Below are 14,349 nucleotides of genomic sequence, written 5' to 3' on the forward strand. Positions count from 1 at the left end.
TGCCGGCGCCGCTGGGCGCCGCATGTGGATGGACTGCGTCAAGCTGGGCATCGAGACTCGCAAACAATTGCTCAAACGCTGCTCGCAGCTGAAGCCGTTTATTCCGCAGCAGGTGGCGGGCAAAGACTGGCAGGATCACGATACTGACCTTATCGCCAACGACGCGCGCTTCTTCACCTTCGTGCCGGGGGAAACGTGGCACGGCTTCGAAGGCTACGCCCAGGATCAGTATTTGGTGGATCCGTGCAAGCTGCTGCTGACCACGCCGGGCATTGACGCCGCGACCGGCCAATACACCGAGTTCGGCGTGCCGGCCACCATTCTGGCCAACTTCCTGCGCGAGAACGGCATCGTGCCGGAGAAGTGCGATCTCAACTCGATCCTGTTCCTGCTGACCCCGGCAGAAAACCCGACCAAGATGGAACAACTGGTGGAGATGCTGGCGCAGTTCGAGCGCTATGTTGCAGAGGACGCGCCGCTAAGCGTGGTGCTGCCGACGGTGTACCGCAAGAACGAGCAGCGCTACCGTGGTTACAGCATTCGCCGACTGTGCCAGGAGATGCACGATCTGTACGTCAGCTTCGACGTCAAACAGCTGCAAAAAGAGATGTTCCGCCAGGATCATTTCCCGCCGGTGGTGATGAACCCGCAGGACGCCAACGTGGAGTTTATCCGCGATAACGTCGAGCTGGTGCCGATCGGCCAGGCGGAAGGGCGCATCGCGGCGGAGGGGGCCTTGCCGTACCCGCCGGGCGTGCTGTGCGTGGTGCCGGGCGAAGTGTGGGGCGGCGCGGTGCAGCGCTACTTCCTGGCGCTGGAAGAGGGGATCAACCGCCTGCCGGGCTTCTCGCCGGAGCTGCAGGGGGTCTACATCGAGAAGAAAGATCACGGCTGGAAGCGCATCTTCGGCTATATGATCAAGCCATAAAGAAAAGGGCCGGTTCGCACCGGCCCTTCTCATTTATCCACGCGGGAAACGTTACTTTCTGCGGTAGCTCTTCTGCGCGGTATTCACTTTCACCAGATAGCGGCGCGACTCGGCGGCCGGGTGCTTGGTGGTCAGCGTCTGATACACGTCGCCCGGCTGCATGCCGTTGATGATGCCCACCGCGCGCGTTCTGTCGCTGGAGAACACCCGCAGCACGCTGCCTGCGCCGCCGTTGTAAGCGGTGATCACCGCATAGCGGCGCGAGGTCGGGTTCTGAATGCCGCCCAGGTAGTTGTTTTGCAAGATAGCCAGGTAGGCGGTGCCGGTGTCGATGTTGTTCTCTGGATCGAACAGGTAGCTGCGGCTCGGGGTGCCCCATTTGCCGCGCATCTGGAACACATCCTTACCGGCGGTGTGCTGCACCACCTGCATCAGGCCCAGCGCGTCCGAACCGCTCACCGCATACGGGTTGAAGCTCGATTCGGTCTGCATGATAGCCAGGATCAGCGACTCGTCCACGCCGTATTTTTCCGACGCCTTGCGCACCATCGGCAGGTATTTATGCGCACGTTTGTCCAGGTGGTTCGGCACCAGCTGGATGGTGACCGAGTAGATCACGTGCAGGCCGGAGGTGCGTTTTTGCAGCTTGGTCTGCAGCAGGTAATCGGCGAAGTGCGCCGCGCGCCATTCCCAGCGAATCGGCGCGCCCTTGTTATCCAGCACCTGGCCGTACAGGAACGGCTCTTTGCTGATCTGGATATCGTTGGCGTCGGAATAGAGATCGATGGAACCCGGATCGTCACCCATCAGCAGCGTGCTGATGATCGCCTGGCGCAGGTGCGTGGCCGGATCGGTGGTGGCGATGGTCTCGATGGTAATGGCGCCGGTGTCGAAGTTGATGTGGCTGCGGGTTTGGTATTGGTCGGTATATTTGACGTAGTCTTTCGGCCCGGCGATCAGAACTTCGTTCAGACCCCAGATGTTCTCGATGTTGTGGGCGAATTGGCCCATCAGAATGTCGAAGCCGTTGGTATCTTTAATCCAGGCTTCGTTGATTTCTTCACTTTTTTTGCCGGAACAGGAGATCAGCAAAGGCGCTATTACGAGCAAAGCTAAAATTTTCTTCATCTTAAAGCCGTTTGGAAGAAGTATAAGAGGATTGAAGCGGGCCAGCGCCTGGCCCCAACAGCGTTATTCGCTCGGCGGCGTATAGCCTTCGATGTGCACGTCGTGCCCTTCGAACAGGAACTTGATCATTTCCTCTTCCAGCAGCTTGCGGTCATCCACGTTCATCATGTTCAACTTCTTCTCGTTGATCAGCATGGTCTGCTTCTTCATCCACTCGCCCCAGGCTTCCTTGGAGATCTCGTTGTAGATGCGCTTGCCGACGTCACCGGGATAAAGCTGGAAGTCCTGGCCTTCGGCGTCGCGCTGCAGGAAAGTACAAAAAATGGTGCGGCTCATGCTAATTCCTCATCGATGGCGCTATCGCCATATAAGTTTTGTTGGATCGGGGGCTGCTTCGCCAGCTGTTGCAACAGGCGATCTACCGGCGCTGCCAGCCCGACCGACGGCGGCTGCGCTAAGTTATACCAGAGACCCGCGCCCTCATCCATGCCGCTGCCCGCCGCGTCGAGCGACAGCCACATCGGCACGATATCGAGATGGAAATGGCTGAACGTGTGGCGAAACGCGGTCAGCTGTTCCAGGCGCTTGCCTTTCAGACCGCGCTGCTGCAGCCAGAGTTCCAAATCCACGCGCGCGCTGAACTGCGGGAAGCAGAACAGGCCGCCCCACAGGCCCACCGCCGGGCGCCGTTCCAGCCACACGCGGTCGCCGTATTGCAGCAATAAGAAGTAGGCGGTTTTTTCCGGCAGGGTCTGTTTGGGTTTCTTGCCGGGATAGTTGGCCCAGCTGTGATTGGCGTAAGACAGGCAGCCGACGTTGAGCGGGCAGAGCTCGCACTTGGGCTTGGAGCGAGTGCAGACCATGGCGCCCAGATCCATCATCGCCTGGTTGAACTGGCCGACGCCCTGCGCCGGGGTCACCTCTTCGCTGATTTTCCACAGCCGGTTTTCGACCTCTTTCTTGCCCGGCCAGCCTTCCACTGCGTAGCAGCGGGCCAGCACGCGCTTCACGTTGCCGTCGAGGATCGGATAGTGTTGGCCCAGCGCCAACGACAACACCGCGCCGGCGGTAGAGCGGCCGACGCCCGGTAAATCGGCGATTTCTGCGAAGGTTGTCGGGAACTCGCCGCCGTGCTGTGAGACAATGGTCTGCGCAGCCTTGTGCAGGTTGCGGGCGCGGGCGTAATAGCCGAGACCGGTCCACAGATGCAGCACTTCGTCCAGCGGGGCCTCCGCCAGCGCGCGCACGTTGGGAAAACGGGCCATAAAGCGCTGAAAATAAGGAATGACGGTGGCAACCTGGGTCTGTTGCAACATCACCTCGGAGAGCCATACTTGATAGGCGGTTTTTTCCAGCTGCCACGGCAGAGTCTTGCGACCGTAGCGCTGATACCAGTCAAGCACCACCTGTGCGAATTGTTGTGCTTGCATCATGGGCAGCGTCGTTATCCGGCAGAAAATGAAGCGAGATTGCAGCATAGAGTCATGGTGCTGTAAACCGGAACTTTCCGACGCCGCACGGCGGGTACAGAAGATGAACACTTGCTAAACCAATGTATCTTTGCATAATGCGCGTTTCCCTAATTGGCAGCCAAACAGACAGAAAGCACTATGATTAATGACGTCATCTCCCCGGAATTTGATGAGAACGGCCGCGCGATGCGCCGTATCCGCAGTTTTGTCCGCCGCCAGGGGCGGCTGACCAAAGGCCAGCAGCACGCGCTGGAGAACTATTGGCCGGTGATGGGCGTGGAGTATCAGACTGACGCTGTCGATCTCACCGCGCTGTTTGGCCGCGAAGCGCCGACGGTGCTGGAGATCGGTTTTGGCATGGGCGCCTCGCTGGTGACCATGGCGGGCAACAACCCGCAGCAGAACTTTTTAGGGATTGAGGTGCACTCGCCAGGCGTGGGCGCCTGCCTGGCCGACGCCCACGAGGCGAAGCTGAGCAACCTGCGCGTGATGTGCCACGATGCGGTTGAAGTGCTGGAAAACATGATCCCGGACGGCTCGCTGGACATGGTGCAGCTGTTCTTCCCCGATCCGTGGCACAAGGCGCGCCACAACAAGCGCCGCATCGTGCAAACGCCGTTTGTCGAACTGGTGCTGCGCAAGCTGAAGACCGGCGGCGTCTTCCACATGGCTACCGATTGGCAACCTTATGCGGAACATATGTTAGAGGTTATGAACGGGGTCGCAGGCTACCGTAATCTTTCCAGCGATAATGATTACGTGCCGCGTCCGGATTCGCGCCCACTGACGAAATTTGAATTACGCGGCCAGCGCCTGGGACATGGCGTTTGGGACTTGATGTTTGAGAGGAAAGAATAATGGCTAAGAACCGCAGTCGTCGTTTACGTAAAAAGTTGCACATTGAAGAATTTCAGGAGCTGGGTTTCTCCGTAGCCTGGCGCTTCGCCGAAGGCACGTCGGTGGAAGACATCGACAGCACGCTGGATACCTTCATCGATGAAGTGATCGAGCCGAACGGCCTGGCGTTTGACGGCAGCGGCTACCTGCAGTGGGAAGGTCTGATCTGCCTGCAGAAGATCGGCCACTGCACCGACGAGCAGCGCGAGCTGGTGAAAAACTGGCTGGAAGCGCGCAAACTGACCGACGTTAAGGTCAGCGATCTGTTCGATATCTGGTGGGATTGATCGCGCTTGCCCGATGAGCGCGGCTTCGCGCCGCGCCGTTTTATTGATCTAAGGTGCCTTAACGGCGCCTTTGTTTTGCCCGGAGTGTGACCGAGGTGGTAACAACATTGGATAACGCGCTGCTGGAGGAGATCCTGCAACAGGTGCGCCCGCTGATTGGCCAGGGGAAAGTGGCCGACTACATCCCGGCGTTGGCGGAAGTGCCCGCCGATCGGCTGGCGATCGCCGTCTGCACGGTGGACGGTGAACTGTTCCAGGCCGGCGACGCCGCGGAGCGCTTCTCCATTCAGTCGATCTCCAAAGTGCTGAGCCTGACGCTGGCGCTGACGCGCTATCAGGAGCCTGAGATCTGGCGGCGCGTCGGCAAAGAGCCTTCCGGCCTGCCGTTCAACTCGCTGCTGCAGCTGGAGATGGAGCAGGGCAAACCGCGCAATCCGTTTATCAACCCCGGCGCGCTGGTGGTGTGCGACATGCTGCAAACTCGGCTCAGCGCCCCCAAGCAGCGCATGCTGGAGGTGGTGCGCCAGCTGGCCGGCGAAGACGACCTGGCCTATGACCTGCGGGTGGCGCGCTCCGAGTTCGAACACTCCGATCGCAATGCGGCCATCGCCTATCTGATGAAGTCGTTCGGCAACTTCGAGAACGATGTGATTACCGTGCTGCAAACCTATTTCCACTACTGCGCGCTGCGCATGAGCTGCGTGGAGCTGGCGCGCAGCTTCGTCTATCTGGCCAATCACGGCCGCGATCTCAGCGGCGAGGCGGTGATCAGCCCGCTGCAGGCCCGGCAGATCAACGCCCTGATGATGACCAGCGGCATGTACGACGGCGCCGGCGAATTCGCCTATCGGGTGGGGATGCCGGGCAAGTCCGGCGTGGGCGGCGGCATCGTGGCCATCGTGCCGGGCGAGCTGTCGATCGTCGTCTGGTCGCCGGAGCTGGATGCCTCCGGCAACTCACTGGCGGGAACTGCGGCGCTGGAACTGTTGTCTCAACGTATCGGTCGTTCGATTTTTTAATCCCAATCTGGATGGGAGTCAGGAGAAGCTATGTTGAAGAAAACCGGGTTAGCCTTACTGCTGCTGGCGGCGACTGCCGCACAGGCCCACGCCGAGTACCAATGCAGCGTTAAACCCCAGGATGATGTGATCATCAGCCCGCAGAGCGTGCAGGTGAAAGGCGCCAGCGGCGACCTGCAAATTTCGCCGGATGGCGACGTGATCCGCAACGGCCAGGCGCTGAGCCTGAGCGACAGCCAGCGGCAGAAAGCCTTCAGTTACCAGAGCGCCTTGCGCAAGCAGCTGCCGTGGATCGACGACGGCGCGCAGAAGCACCTGGAGAAAGCCCGCTCGGCGCTGGATAAGGTGATCGTCAAAGAGCTGGGCAGTAACAGCAACGTGCGTAACCGGCTGACCACCCTGAACGGCCAGCTGAAACAGCAGATGAATCGCATCATCGAACACCGCAGCGACGGTCTGACCTTCCACCACCAGGCGATTGACCAGGTGGAACAGGACGGCCGCAACATCGTGCAGCAGAGCATGGGCGGCGTGCTGCAGGACAGCCTGAACGAGATGGGCGTCAAACAGGCCGCCAACAGCGGCGGCAACCCGCTGCAGGCGATCATGGGCAACCTGGGCGGCTTGCAGAAGGCGATCCAGAACGAGTGGAACAACCAGGAGCAGGACTTCCAGAACTTCGGTCACGACGTTTGCAACCGCGTCACCGCACTGGAAACCCAGCGCAAGGATCTGCTGAAGACGTTGAAGTAATTTAAGAATTTCCTCGGGAGAACGTTTTTTGACCTTCTGAAGCTTATCTGACAGACTGGTCAAACTACGTACAGATTTAGGGATGTTTACGGAGGACGCTATGAGCCATACACGTTACGAAACCGATGTTGTTGCCTGGGCAAATGAACAGGCCGCTCTTTTGCGCTCCGGAAAATTGTCTGAGATCGATATTGAAAAGATCGCCGAGGAGATTGAGGACGTGGGGAAGAGCGAGCAAAGGGAACTTGCTCGCCGGATGACGGTGCTGATTGCACATTTACTTAAATGGAAATATCAGCCGGCCAGGCGCGGAACCAGTTGGGAGAGAACGATTAAAGCGCAGCGCAAAGAGGTGCTTTACAGCTTGAAAGAGTCTCCCAGCCTAAAAGGTAAACTGGGCGATGCTGATTGGCTGGATGTCGTCTGGTCGAAGGCCGTTGCGCTCGCCACGGCCGAAACCGGGCTGGATGTGTATCCGGAAAACGGCATCTGGGAAACTCGGCAGATTCTGTCTCAGACGTTTTACCCGGATTAACACCAATAAAAAAGCGCTGATTATTCAGCGCTTTTTTTTACTCGTCGTCCGCCAGGAACAGTTCCAGCAGCGAGTTGAGGAACAGTTTGCCCTTCTCGGTGATCTGCCAGTGCTCTGCGGTTTCTTCCAGATAGCCTTTGGCCAGCGCTTCGTCCAGTTGCGGGCGAATGACGCTTTCCGCCAGCCCGGTGTAGTTGACGAAGTCGGCGCGCGGCGCAGCTTCCAGCAGGCGGAAGCGGTTCATGAAGAACTCGAACGGCCGATCTACCGCCGCCACCTCATGCTGTTTGTCCATGTAGTCGCCGCGCATAAAGCCGCGCGGGTGCTTGGTCTTTGCGGTGCGCAGGATGCGCCCGTCGCTGAAGGTCACCTTGCCGTGCGCGCCGCAGCCGATCCCCAGGTAGTCGCCGAAGCGCCAGTAGTTGAGGTTGTGCTGGCATTGGTAGCCCGGTTTGGCATAGGCCGAAGTTTCATACTGCTGATAGCCGGCGGCGCTCAGCAGCTGGTGGCCGCGCTCGAAGATGTCCCACAGCGCGTCGTCGTCCGGTAAAACCGGCGGGCGTGAGCTGAACAGGGTGTTCGGCTCGATGGTCAGCTGATACCACGACAGGTGCGGCGGGTTCAGGGCGATAGCCTGGCGCAGATCGTCCAGCGCCTCTTCCAGCGACTGATCCGGCAGGCCGTGCATCAGATCGAGGTTGAAGCTGCGCAGGCCGAGGCCGGTCGCCAGCGTTGCCGCGCGCTTGGCCTCTTCCGGGCCGTGGATGCGCCCTAAGCGGGTCAGCTTCTCGGCGCTGAAGCTTTGCACCCCGATGGAGATGCGGTTGACGCCGGCGCGCTGGTAGCCGCTGAAGCGATCGGCCTCCACGGTGCCGGGGTTGGCCTCCATGGTGATTTCGGCGTCGTCGGCGACGCGTATGCGCGCCCGCACGCCGTCCAGCAAGGCTTGCATCGCCTCGGCGCTCAGCAGGCTGGGGGTGCCGCCGCCGATGAAGATGGTGCTTATCTCCCGGCCGCCGGCCAGCGGCAGGTCGGCATCCAGATCCGCCAACAGATGATCGACATACTCCTGATGCGGCACGTCACCCTTCAGCGCATGGGAGTTGAAGTCGCAGTACGGGCATTTCTGCACGCACCACGGGATGTGAATGTAGAGACTCAGCGGGGGCAGCTTAAGCATTGCGCATGGCTTCCAACATCAGCTTCAGCGCTTTGCCGCGGTGCGAAATCGCCCGCTTCTCGTCGCGGCTCAGCTCGGCGGCGGTGCGGCCCAGCTCCGGCACGTAGAAGACAGGATCGTAACCGAAGCCGCCTTCGCCGGCGGCCTGCTCGGTGATCTCACCGGCCCAGCTGCCGTGGAACACCAGCGGCGTCGGATCTTCTGCATGGCGCAGATAGACCAGCACGCAGTGGAATTGTGCGCCGCGCCGGCCCGGCGCTACGCCTTTCAGCGCCGCCAGCAGCTTGTCGAGGTTCTGCCGATCGTCGGCGTCTTCACCGGCATAGCGTGCGGAGTAGATGCCCGGCGCGCCGCCCAGCGCGTCGACCGCCAGGCCGGAGTCGTCGGCGATCGCCGGCAGGCCGGTGACCTGTGCCGCATGGCGCGCTTTGAGAATGGCGTTTTCAATAAACGTCAGCCCGGTTTCTTCGGCGGATTCCACGCCCAGATCGGTTTGCGCGACCACGTCCAGGCCGAAATCGGCCAACAGGTCGGCAAGTTCGCGCACTTTGCCCGGGTTACCGGTGGCAAGAACGACTTTTTGCATAATGACTACCTTGAAAATTATTCGATGAGCGCCGCGACCACGGCGGGGATCTGTTGCGGATTCACGATGCGTAACTGTTTATGCCGCCCCAGTTCGCCTTTCTCGATGGTGACGTTGCTTTTCGCCACTTTGAACTGCTTGGCGATAAACTTGATCAAATGGGCGTTGGCTTGGCCGTCGACCGGCGGGGCGGTGATGGCGACTTTCAGTTCGTCGCCATGCAAGCCGATAATTTGGTCGCGGCTGGCTTTCGGCTGAATATATAGCCTGATCGCCAGCCCGTCCAGCACCGGAGTGACTGCACTCACAGCAGGAACCAGATCTCGCCGAACAGATCCATGCCCAGGTAGTTGATCAGATAGAGGATCAGGATCACCACCATGGCGGAAAAGTCGATACCGCCCATCGCCGGGATGATGCGACGGATCGGCGCCATCAAGGGTTCGGTCAGCTGGTACATCACGTAGTCGATCGGGCTGCGGCCCTGGCTTACCCAGCTCATCAGCGCACGAATGATCATCACCCAGAAGATCAGGTAGCCGGCGGATTTCACCAGCGAGATCAGGCCAAACAGCAGGTTATAGGGGCTGAGCGACATCGCACCGCCCTGGATCAGCAGCAGCAGCGGGTACTTGATGGTCATCAGCAGGAACGCCAGCAGCAGCGAAGCGCTGTCGATAGGCCCCAGCGACGGAATGATGCGGCGCAGCGGGCCGACGATCGGCTGAGTGATCTTCACCACAAACTGCGAGAACGGGTTGTAAAAATCGGTGCGCGTCCATTGCATCCAAATGCGCAGCAACAGCACCATCACGTACAGATCAATAACGGTCTTGACCAGGAAAGTCAGCGTTAGCATGAAGTGGTCCTTCTCCTTAACTCATGGTTATTTAAAATAATTTTTCCATCTCTTGGGCACGAGAAACGGCGGCCTGCATCGCTTGCGCCACGGTTTCCGGCAGTTGGCGTTCGTTGAACACCCGCAGCGCTTCGGCGGTGGTACCGCCTTTGGAGGTCACCTGCTCGCGCAGCGTACCCAGCGGCGTGTCCGGGTTGGCTTCCACCAGCGCGGCGGCGCCGGAAGCGGCCTGCTGCACCAGATCGCGCGCGGTCTGGCTGTCGAAGCCCATGCGTTCGGCCTCTTTTTGCATCGCCTCCATAAACAGGAAGAAATAGGCCGGGGCGCTGCCCGCGGCGGCGATCACGCCGTTGATGTCATTTTCGTCATCGACCCAGCAAACTTTACCGACCGACGCCATTAAATCGCCGGTGTAGTTGCGATCCTGTTGGCTGACCTGCGCCGGCGCGTACAATCCACTCATGCCCTTGCCGACCAGCGACGGGGTATTGGGCATGATGCGCACGATGTCCAGCTGGTCACCGAGCAACTGATAGAAGCGGCTGACCTGAATACCGGCGGCGATCGACAGCACCAGCTTGCCGCCGAAATCGACCTGCTCGCGCAGCGGCTGGCAAACATCGGCCATCAGCTGCGGTTTGACCGCCAGCACCACCACCTCGGCCTCACGCGCGCAGGCGACGTTGTCGCCGCTGCTGACGATGCCGTAGTCCGCCGCCAGCGCATCGCGGTTTTTCGCCGAAGGGGCGCAGACGCTGATGGATTTGGCCGGATAGCCGCCTGCCACCAGGCCGGCGATGATTGCGCGCGCCATGTTGCCGGCGCCGATAAAGGTAATCTTGCGATGTTGCATCAAATCCCTCGTCTGTTTGTCAGGCCTGCGAATAGTCGCGGGCGCCAAAAATTGCGGTGCCGATGCGCACCAGGGTGCTGCCTGCGGCAATCGCTGCCGCCATGTCGTCCGTCATGCCCATCGATAGCGTATCGACCTGCGGATAACGCTGGCGCAGGGCGAGAAAGGCGTCGTTCATCCGGTTGAATACCGCCAACTGCCGCTGATAATCCGCTTCCGGCGCCGGGATGGCCATCAGGCCGCGCAGCGTCAGGTTCGGCAGCGCAGCGATCGCCTCGGCCAGCGCCGGCAGTTCGCTTAACGCGATGCCGGATTTGCTCTGCTCATCGCTGATATTGATTTGAATCAGCACGTTGAGCGGCGGCAGGTCGGCCGGGCGCTGATCGCTCAGGCGCTGGGCGATGCGCAGCCGATCCACGGTATGGCACCAGGCGAAGTGTTCCGCCACCAGCCGACTCTTATTGGATTGCAGCGGGCCGATAAAGTGCCACACCAACTCGCCGCTCTGCGGCGACTCGGCGAAATGCCGGATCTTGTCTACCCCTTCCTGCACGTAGTTCTCGCCGAAGGCGCGCTGGCCCGCGGCGATGGCTTCTTCGATCGCCGCCACAGGTTTGGTTTTGCTGACTGCAAGCAGAGCAACTTCTTCTGGCGCCCGCGCGCAGTTTTGCGCGGCGGCCGCGATGCGGTTTCTGACATCCTGCAGGTTCTGTTGGATAGTGCTCATTATTGACCCGGGAGAGTGATATGGATATCGATGAATTCGTGGCCCTTAGTGTAAAGCATAATGCTTCCGATCTGCACCTTTGTGCCGGTCATCCGCCGATGTTGCGCATCGACGGTGAACTGCAGCCGCTGGCGGCGGCGCCAACGCTGACGGCGCAAGGCGTGCAGACCCTCTGCGACGGATTGCTGAATGCGCAGCAGCGCGAGAGCCTGCGGCGGCTGGGGCAGATCGATCTGGCGCTGCACAGGCCGGGTGGGGAGCGGCTGCGGGCCAACGTTTTTCAGCAACGCGCGGGGATGTCTCTCGCATTGCGGCGCATCGCCGGGCAGGCGCCTTCGCTTGCCGAGCTGGCGGCGCCGGCCATCGTCCCGGCGCTGCTGCGGCGCGACGACGGGCTTCTCCTGGTCACCGGCGCCACCGGCAGCGGCAAGTCCACCACGCTGGCGGCGATGATCGACGAGATCAACCGGCACCAGCCGCGGCACATTTTGACGCTGGAGGATCCGATCGAATTTCTGCACCGCAGCCGGCGTTCGCTGATCCAGCAGCGGGAGATCGGCCGCGACAGCCACAGCTTCGATGCGGCGTTGCGCGCTGCGCTGCGTGAAGATCCGGATGTGATCCTGCTGGGCGAGCTGCGCGATATCGCCACCATTCGGCTGGCGCTCACCGCGGCGGAGACCGGCCATCTGGTGCTGGCGACGCTGCACACCCGCAGCGCGCCGCAGGCGGTGGAACGGCTGGTGGACGTGTTTCCGGCGGAAGAGAAACCCTATGTGCGTGCCCAGCTGGCCGGCAGCCTGCAGGCGGTGATCGCACAAAAGCTGATGCGGCGGCCCGGCGGCGGACGCGTGGCGATCTTTGAGGTGCTGACGGCGACAGCGGCGGTCAGCAACCTGATCCGCGAAGGGAAAACCCATCAGTTGGCGAGCGTGTTGCAAACCGGCGCGCAGTCCGGCATGCAAACCTTTGAGCAAGGTTTGCAGCAGCGGATCGACGCCGGAATGCTGGGAGAGTGTGCGGGGGAATCGGCGGGCGTTTAGCCCTGCTGCCGTTCGAACCAGCTTTCGAGGATCACTACCGCAGAGGCGGAATCCACGCTGCCTTTGTCGAGCGCGCGGAAGCCGCCGCGATCGAACAGGTTGGCGCGCGCCTCCACGGTGCTCAGGCGCTCGTCATGCAGATCGATCTGGATACCGAAGCGGCCGTGCAGGCGGTTGGCGAACTTGCGCGCCTGGGCGGTTACCGGTTGTTCGGTGCCGTCCATGTTCAGCGGCAGGCCGACCACCACCAGATCCGGCTGCCACTCCTTCAGCAGTTTTTCGATTTTCAGCCAGTCCGGCGAGCCGTCCTGCGCTTTGAAGGCCGGCAGGGCGCGGGCGCTGCCGGTCAACTCCTGGCCGACGGCCGCGCCGATGCTTTTGGTGCCGAAGTCGAAGGCGATAATGGTGCGGTTGCTCATCAGGCGTGTCCTGCGTGGTTGGCGATGCTGCGAATGTCGATACCCAGAAGGTTCCCCGCCTCGCGCCAACGGCTGGCGATCGGCGTGCGGAACAGAATGTCGGTGTTGGCTTCGATGGTCAGCCAGGCGTTTTCCAACACCTCCTGCTCCAGCTGGCCCTTTTCCCAACCTGCATAACCCAGCGCCACCAGCACGTCGTCCGGTTGTTCCGGGGTGCCGAGCGTTTCCAGCACGTCTTTCGAGGTGGTGATCATGGTGTTGGGCGAAATTTGAATGCTGGCACCGAAGCCGTGGCGCGGCGTATGCAGGATAAATCCGCGATCGTCCGCCAGCGGGCCGCCGGCGAACACCGGCTTGTCCAGGCTGATGGCCGGATCGCGCGCAGGTGGCATGATCTTCAGCTTGCTCAATACCGTGGCTACCGTGAACTGCTCCACCGGTTTATTGATCACCAAACCCATGGCGCCTTCTTCGTTGTGCTCGCAGACGTAAATCACCGAGCGCTTGAAGCGAGGATCCTGCAGGGTGGGCATGGCGATCAGAAAATGGTGCTGTAAATTCATGGCGTTAGTATAAGGTAATCAATGGGTGAGAAAATAAACAGCCGCCAGTATGCGGCTATACCCGCCGCCTTTCAAGCCGTTGCCGAAAGGCGCGCTTTGGCGGGCGCGATGCAGGTTAGCGGGCGGCAGGCCGCCCGCATGACGCATTACTTCGCCGCCAGGCGCTTTTCAATCGCGTCCATCAGCATGCCGGTAATCGAGATCGGGAATGCCGCCTCAATTTCGCGTGCGCAGGTTGGGCTGGTCACGTTGATCTCGGTCAGGCGATCGCCGATCACGTCCAGGCCGACGAAGATTAGCCCTTTCTCTTTCAGCGTCGGGGCGACGGTGCGGGCGATTTTCCAGTCGCTCTCGCTCAGCGGACGCGCTTCGCCACGGCCGCCGGCCGCCAGATTGCCGCGGGTCTCGCCCTGCGCCGGAATGCGCGCCAGGCAGTAAGGCACCGGCTCGCCGTCCACCACCAGGATGCGTTTGTCGCCGTCCTTGATCGCCGGCAGGAAGTTCTGCGCCATGCAGAAACGGCTGCCGTGTTCGGTCAGGGTTTCGATGATCACCGACAGGTTGGGATCGTCCTGCTTCACGCGGAAGATAGACGCGCCGCCCATGCCGTCCAGCGGTTTCAGGATGATGTCGCCGTGCTGCTGGTGGAATTTGCGGATGTGCGCGGCGCTGCGGCTGACCAGCGTATCCGGCGTCAGCTCAGGGAACCAGGCGGTGAACAGCTTCTCGTTGCAGTCGCGCAGGCTTTGCGGCTTGTTGACCACCAGCGTGCCTTTGACTTCGGCGCGCTCCAGAATGTAGGTCGCGTAGATGTATTCGGTATCGAACGGCGGATCCTTGCGCATCAGGATCACGTCCAGATCGTGCAGCGCCAGATCCTGCTCGCTGCCGAAGCTGAACCAGTTCTCCTTGTCTTCCTTCACGCTCAGCAGGCGGGTGCGGGCGCGCCCGTCACCGGCGTGCAGATAGAGATCGTTCATCTCCATGTAGTGCAATTCGTAACCGCGGCGCTGCGCTTCGAGCAGCATGGCGAAGCTGGTGTCTTTCTTGATGTTGATGGAATCGATAGGGTCCATCACGATGCCGAGCTTAATCATCTT

General features: G+C 60.9%; 19 protein-coding genes. 7 read left to right on the forward strand and 12 right to left on the reverse strand.

Annotated elements, in window-relative coordinates; all coding sequences use genetic code 11:
• On the forward strand, positions 1-928 hold a 928-nt coding region (locus FUU19_RS16715; protein ID WP_488266385.1), incomplete at its 5' end, for an Orn/Lys/Arg family decarboxylase.
• Between the two features lie 51 nt (positions 929-979).
• Here FUU19_RS16715 and mltC read toward each other — a convergent pair.
• The 3 genes from mltC to mutY form a co-directional block, all read right to left on the reverse strand.
• Complete coding sequence (gene mltC / locus FUU19_RS16720) at positions 980-2,056, reverse strand: membrane-bound lytic murein transglycosylase MltC (RefSeq protein WP_080490907.1); 1,077 nt, start codon at positions 2,054-2,056, stop codon at positions 980-982.
• 63 nt (positions 2,057-2,119) lie between these two features.
• The gene (locus FUU19_RS16725) at positions 2,120-2,392 is read right to left on the reverse strand and encodes an oxidative damage protection protein (protein ID WP_004937404.1); all 273 of its coding nucleotides are present in this window, start codon (positions 2,390-2,392) and stop codon (positions 2,120-2,122) included.
• Positions 2,389-3,489 carry an A/G-specific adenine glycosylase gene (mutY, locus tag FUU19_RS16730; protein ID WP_230490359.1) on the reverse strand — a complete coding sequence of 367 codons (1,101 nt, stop codon included), beginning with the start codon at positions 3,487-3,489 and terminating at the stop codon, positions 2,389-2,391. The genes FUU19_RS16725 and mutY overlap by 4 nt, the downstream gene beginning before the upstream one ends.
• A 177-nt stretch (positions 3,490-3,666) precedes the next feature.
• On the opposite strand from mutY, the gene trmB reads away from it, so the two are divergent.
• The 5 genes from trmB (at position 3,667) to FUU19_RS16755 (ending at position 7,019) form a co-directional block, all read left to right on the forward strand.
• Positions 3,667-4,386, forward strand: coding sequence for a tRNA (guanosine(46)-N7)-methyltransferase TrmB (gene trmB, locus FUU19_RS16735; protein WP_043141355.1), 720 nt, complete (start codon positions 3,667-3,669; stop codon positions 4,384-4,386).
• Positions 4,386-4,712, forward strand: a complete 327-nt coding sequence (locus FUU19_RS16740) for a YggL family protein (RefSeq protein WP_019456098.1) — start codon at positions 4,386-4,388, stop codon at positions 4,710-4,712. The genes trmB and FUU19_RS16740 overlap by 1 nt, the downstream gene beginning before the upstream one ends.
• 95 nt (positions 4,713-4,807) lie before the next feature.
• Positions 4,808-5,731, forward strand: coding sequence for a glutaminase B (gene glsB / locus FUU19_RS16745; protein WP_044031973.1), 924 nt, complete (start codon positions 4,808-4,810; stop codon positions 5,729-5,731).
• Positions 5,732-5,761: 30 nt separating this feature from the next.
• Positions 5,762-6,484, forward strand: coding sequence for a YggN family protein (locus tag FUU19_RS16750; protein WP_202670534.1), 723 nt, complete (start codon positions 5,762-5,764; stop codon positions 6,482-6,484).
• A gap of 100 nt (positions 6,485-6,584) precedes the next feature.
• Complete coding sequence (locus FUU19_RS16755; protein WP_202670535.1) at positions 6,585-7,019, forward strand: DUF29 domain-containing protein; 435 nt, start codon at positions 6,585-6,587, stop codon at positions 7,017-7,019.
• A gap of 37 nt (positions 7,020-7,056) precedes the next feature.
• Here the strand turns inward: FUU19_RS16755 and hemW are convergent, their stop codons facing one another.
• The 6 genes from hemW to FUU19_RS16785 are packed head-to-tail and all read right to left on the reverse strand — an operon-like array spanning position 7,057 to position 11,224.
• On the reverse strand, positions 7,057-8,199 hold the full coding sequence (hemW, locus tag FUU19_RS16760; protein WP_202670536.1) for a radical SAM family heme chaperone HemW: 1,143 nt from the start codon (positions 8,197-8,199) through the stop codon (positions 7,057-7,059).
• The gene (locus tag FUU19_RS16765) at positions 8,192-8,785 is read right to left on the reverse strand and encodes an XTP/dITP diphosphatase (protein ID WP_038879287.1); all 594 of its coding nucleotides are present in this window, start codon (positions 8,783-8,785) and stop codon (positions 8,192-8,194) included. The genes hemW and FUU19_RS16765 overlap by 8 nt, the downstream gene beginning before the upstream one ends.
• Positions 8,786-8,802: 17 nt before the next feature.
• Positions 8,803-9,093, reverse strand: coding sequence for a DUF167 family protein YggU (yggU, locus tag FUU19_RS16770; RefSeq protein ID WP_004948014.1), 291 nt, complete (start codon positions 9,091-9,093; stop codon positions 8,803-8,805).
• Positions 9,090-9,644 carry a YggT family protein gene (locus FUU19_RS16775; protein ID WP_060434544.1) on the reverse strand — a complete coding sequence of 185 codons (555 nt, stop codon included), beginning with the start codon at positions 9,642-9,644 and terminating at the stop codon, positions 9,090-9,092. The genes yggU and FUU19_RS16775 overlap by 4 nt, the downstream gene beginning before the upstream one ends.
• 31 nt (positions 9,645-9,675) lie before the next feature.
• Positions 9,676-10,497, reverse strand: a complete 822-nt coding sequence (gene proC, locus FUU19_RS16780) for a pyrroline-5-carboxylate reductase (RefSeq protein WP_202670537.1) — start codon at positions 10,495-10,497, stop codon at positions 9,676-9,678.
• Positions 10,498-10,516: 19 nt separating this feature from the next.
• The gene (locus FUU19_RS16785; RefSeq protein ID WP_202670538.1) at positions 10,517-11,224 is read right to left on the reverse strand and encodes a YggS family pyridoxal phosphate-dependent enzyme; all 708 of its coding nucleotides are present in this window, start codon (positions 11,222-11,224) and stop codon (positions 10,517-10,519) included.
• A gap of 20 nt (positions 11,225-11,244) precedes the next feature.
• On the opposite strand from FUU19_RS16785, the gene FUU19_RS16790 reads away from it, so the two are divergent.
• The gene (locus FUU19_RS16790) at positions 11,245-12,267 is read left to right on the forward strand and encodes a type IV pilus twitching motility protein PilT (protein ID WP_202670539.1); all 1,023 of its coding nucleotides are present in this window, start codon (positions 11,245-11,247) and stop codon (positions 12,265-12,267) included.
• Here FUU19_RS16790 and ruvX read toward each other — a convergent pair.
• The 3 genes from ruvX to gshB form a co-directional block, all read right to left on the reverse strand.
• A complete protein-coding gene (gene ruvX, locus FUU19_RS16795) occupies positions 12,264-12,686 on the reverse strand; it encodes a Holliday junction resolvase RuvX (protein ID WP_197833785.1) in 423 nt (140 codons plus the stop codon). The genes FUU19_RS16790 and ruvX overlap by 4 nt on opposite strands.
• Positions 12,686-13,249 (reverse strand): YqgE/AlgH family protein, encoded by a 564-nt coding sequence (locus FUU19_RS16800; RefSeq protein ID WP_033635940.1) that lies wholly within the window; start codon positions 13,247-13,249, stop codon positions 12,686-12,688. Before FUU19_RS16800 ends, ruvX begins: the two co-directional genes overlap by 1 nt.
• A gap of 146 nt (positions 13,250-13,395) precedes the next feature.
• On the reverse strand, positions 13,396-14,346 hold the full coding sequence (gene gshB / locus FUU19_RS16805) for a glutathione synthase (protein ID WP_033635939.1): 951 nt from the start codon (positions 14,344-14,346) through the stop codon (positions 13,396-13,398).
• Positions 14,347-14,349: the final 3 nt, after the last annotated feature.

It is taken from the genome of Serratia montpellierensis (assembly GCF_020858655.1).
Lineage (GTDB): Bacteria > Pseudomonadota > Gammaproteobacteria > Enterobacterales > Enterobacteriaceae > Serratia > Serratia montpellierensis.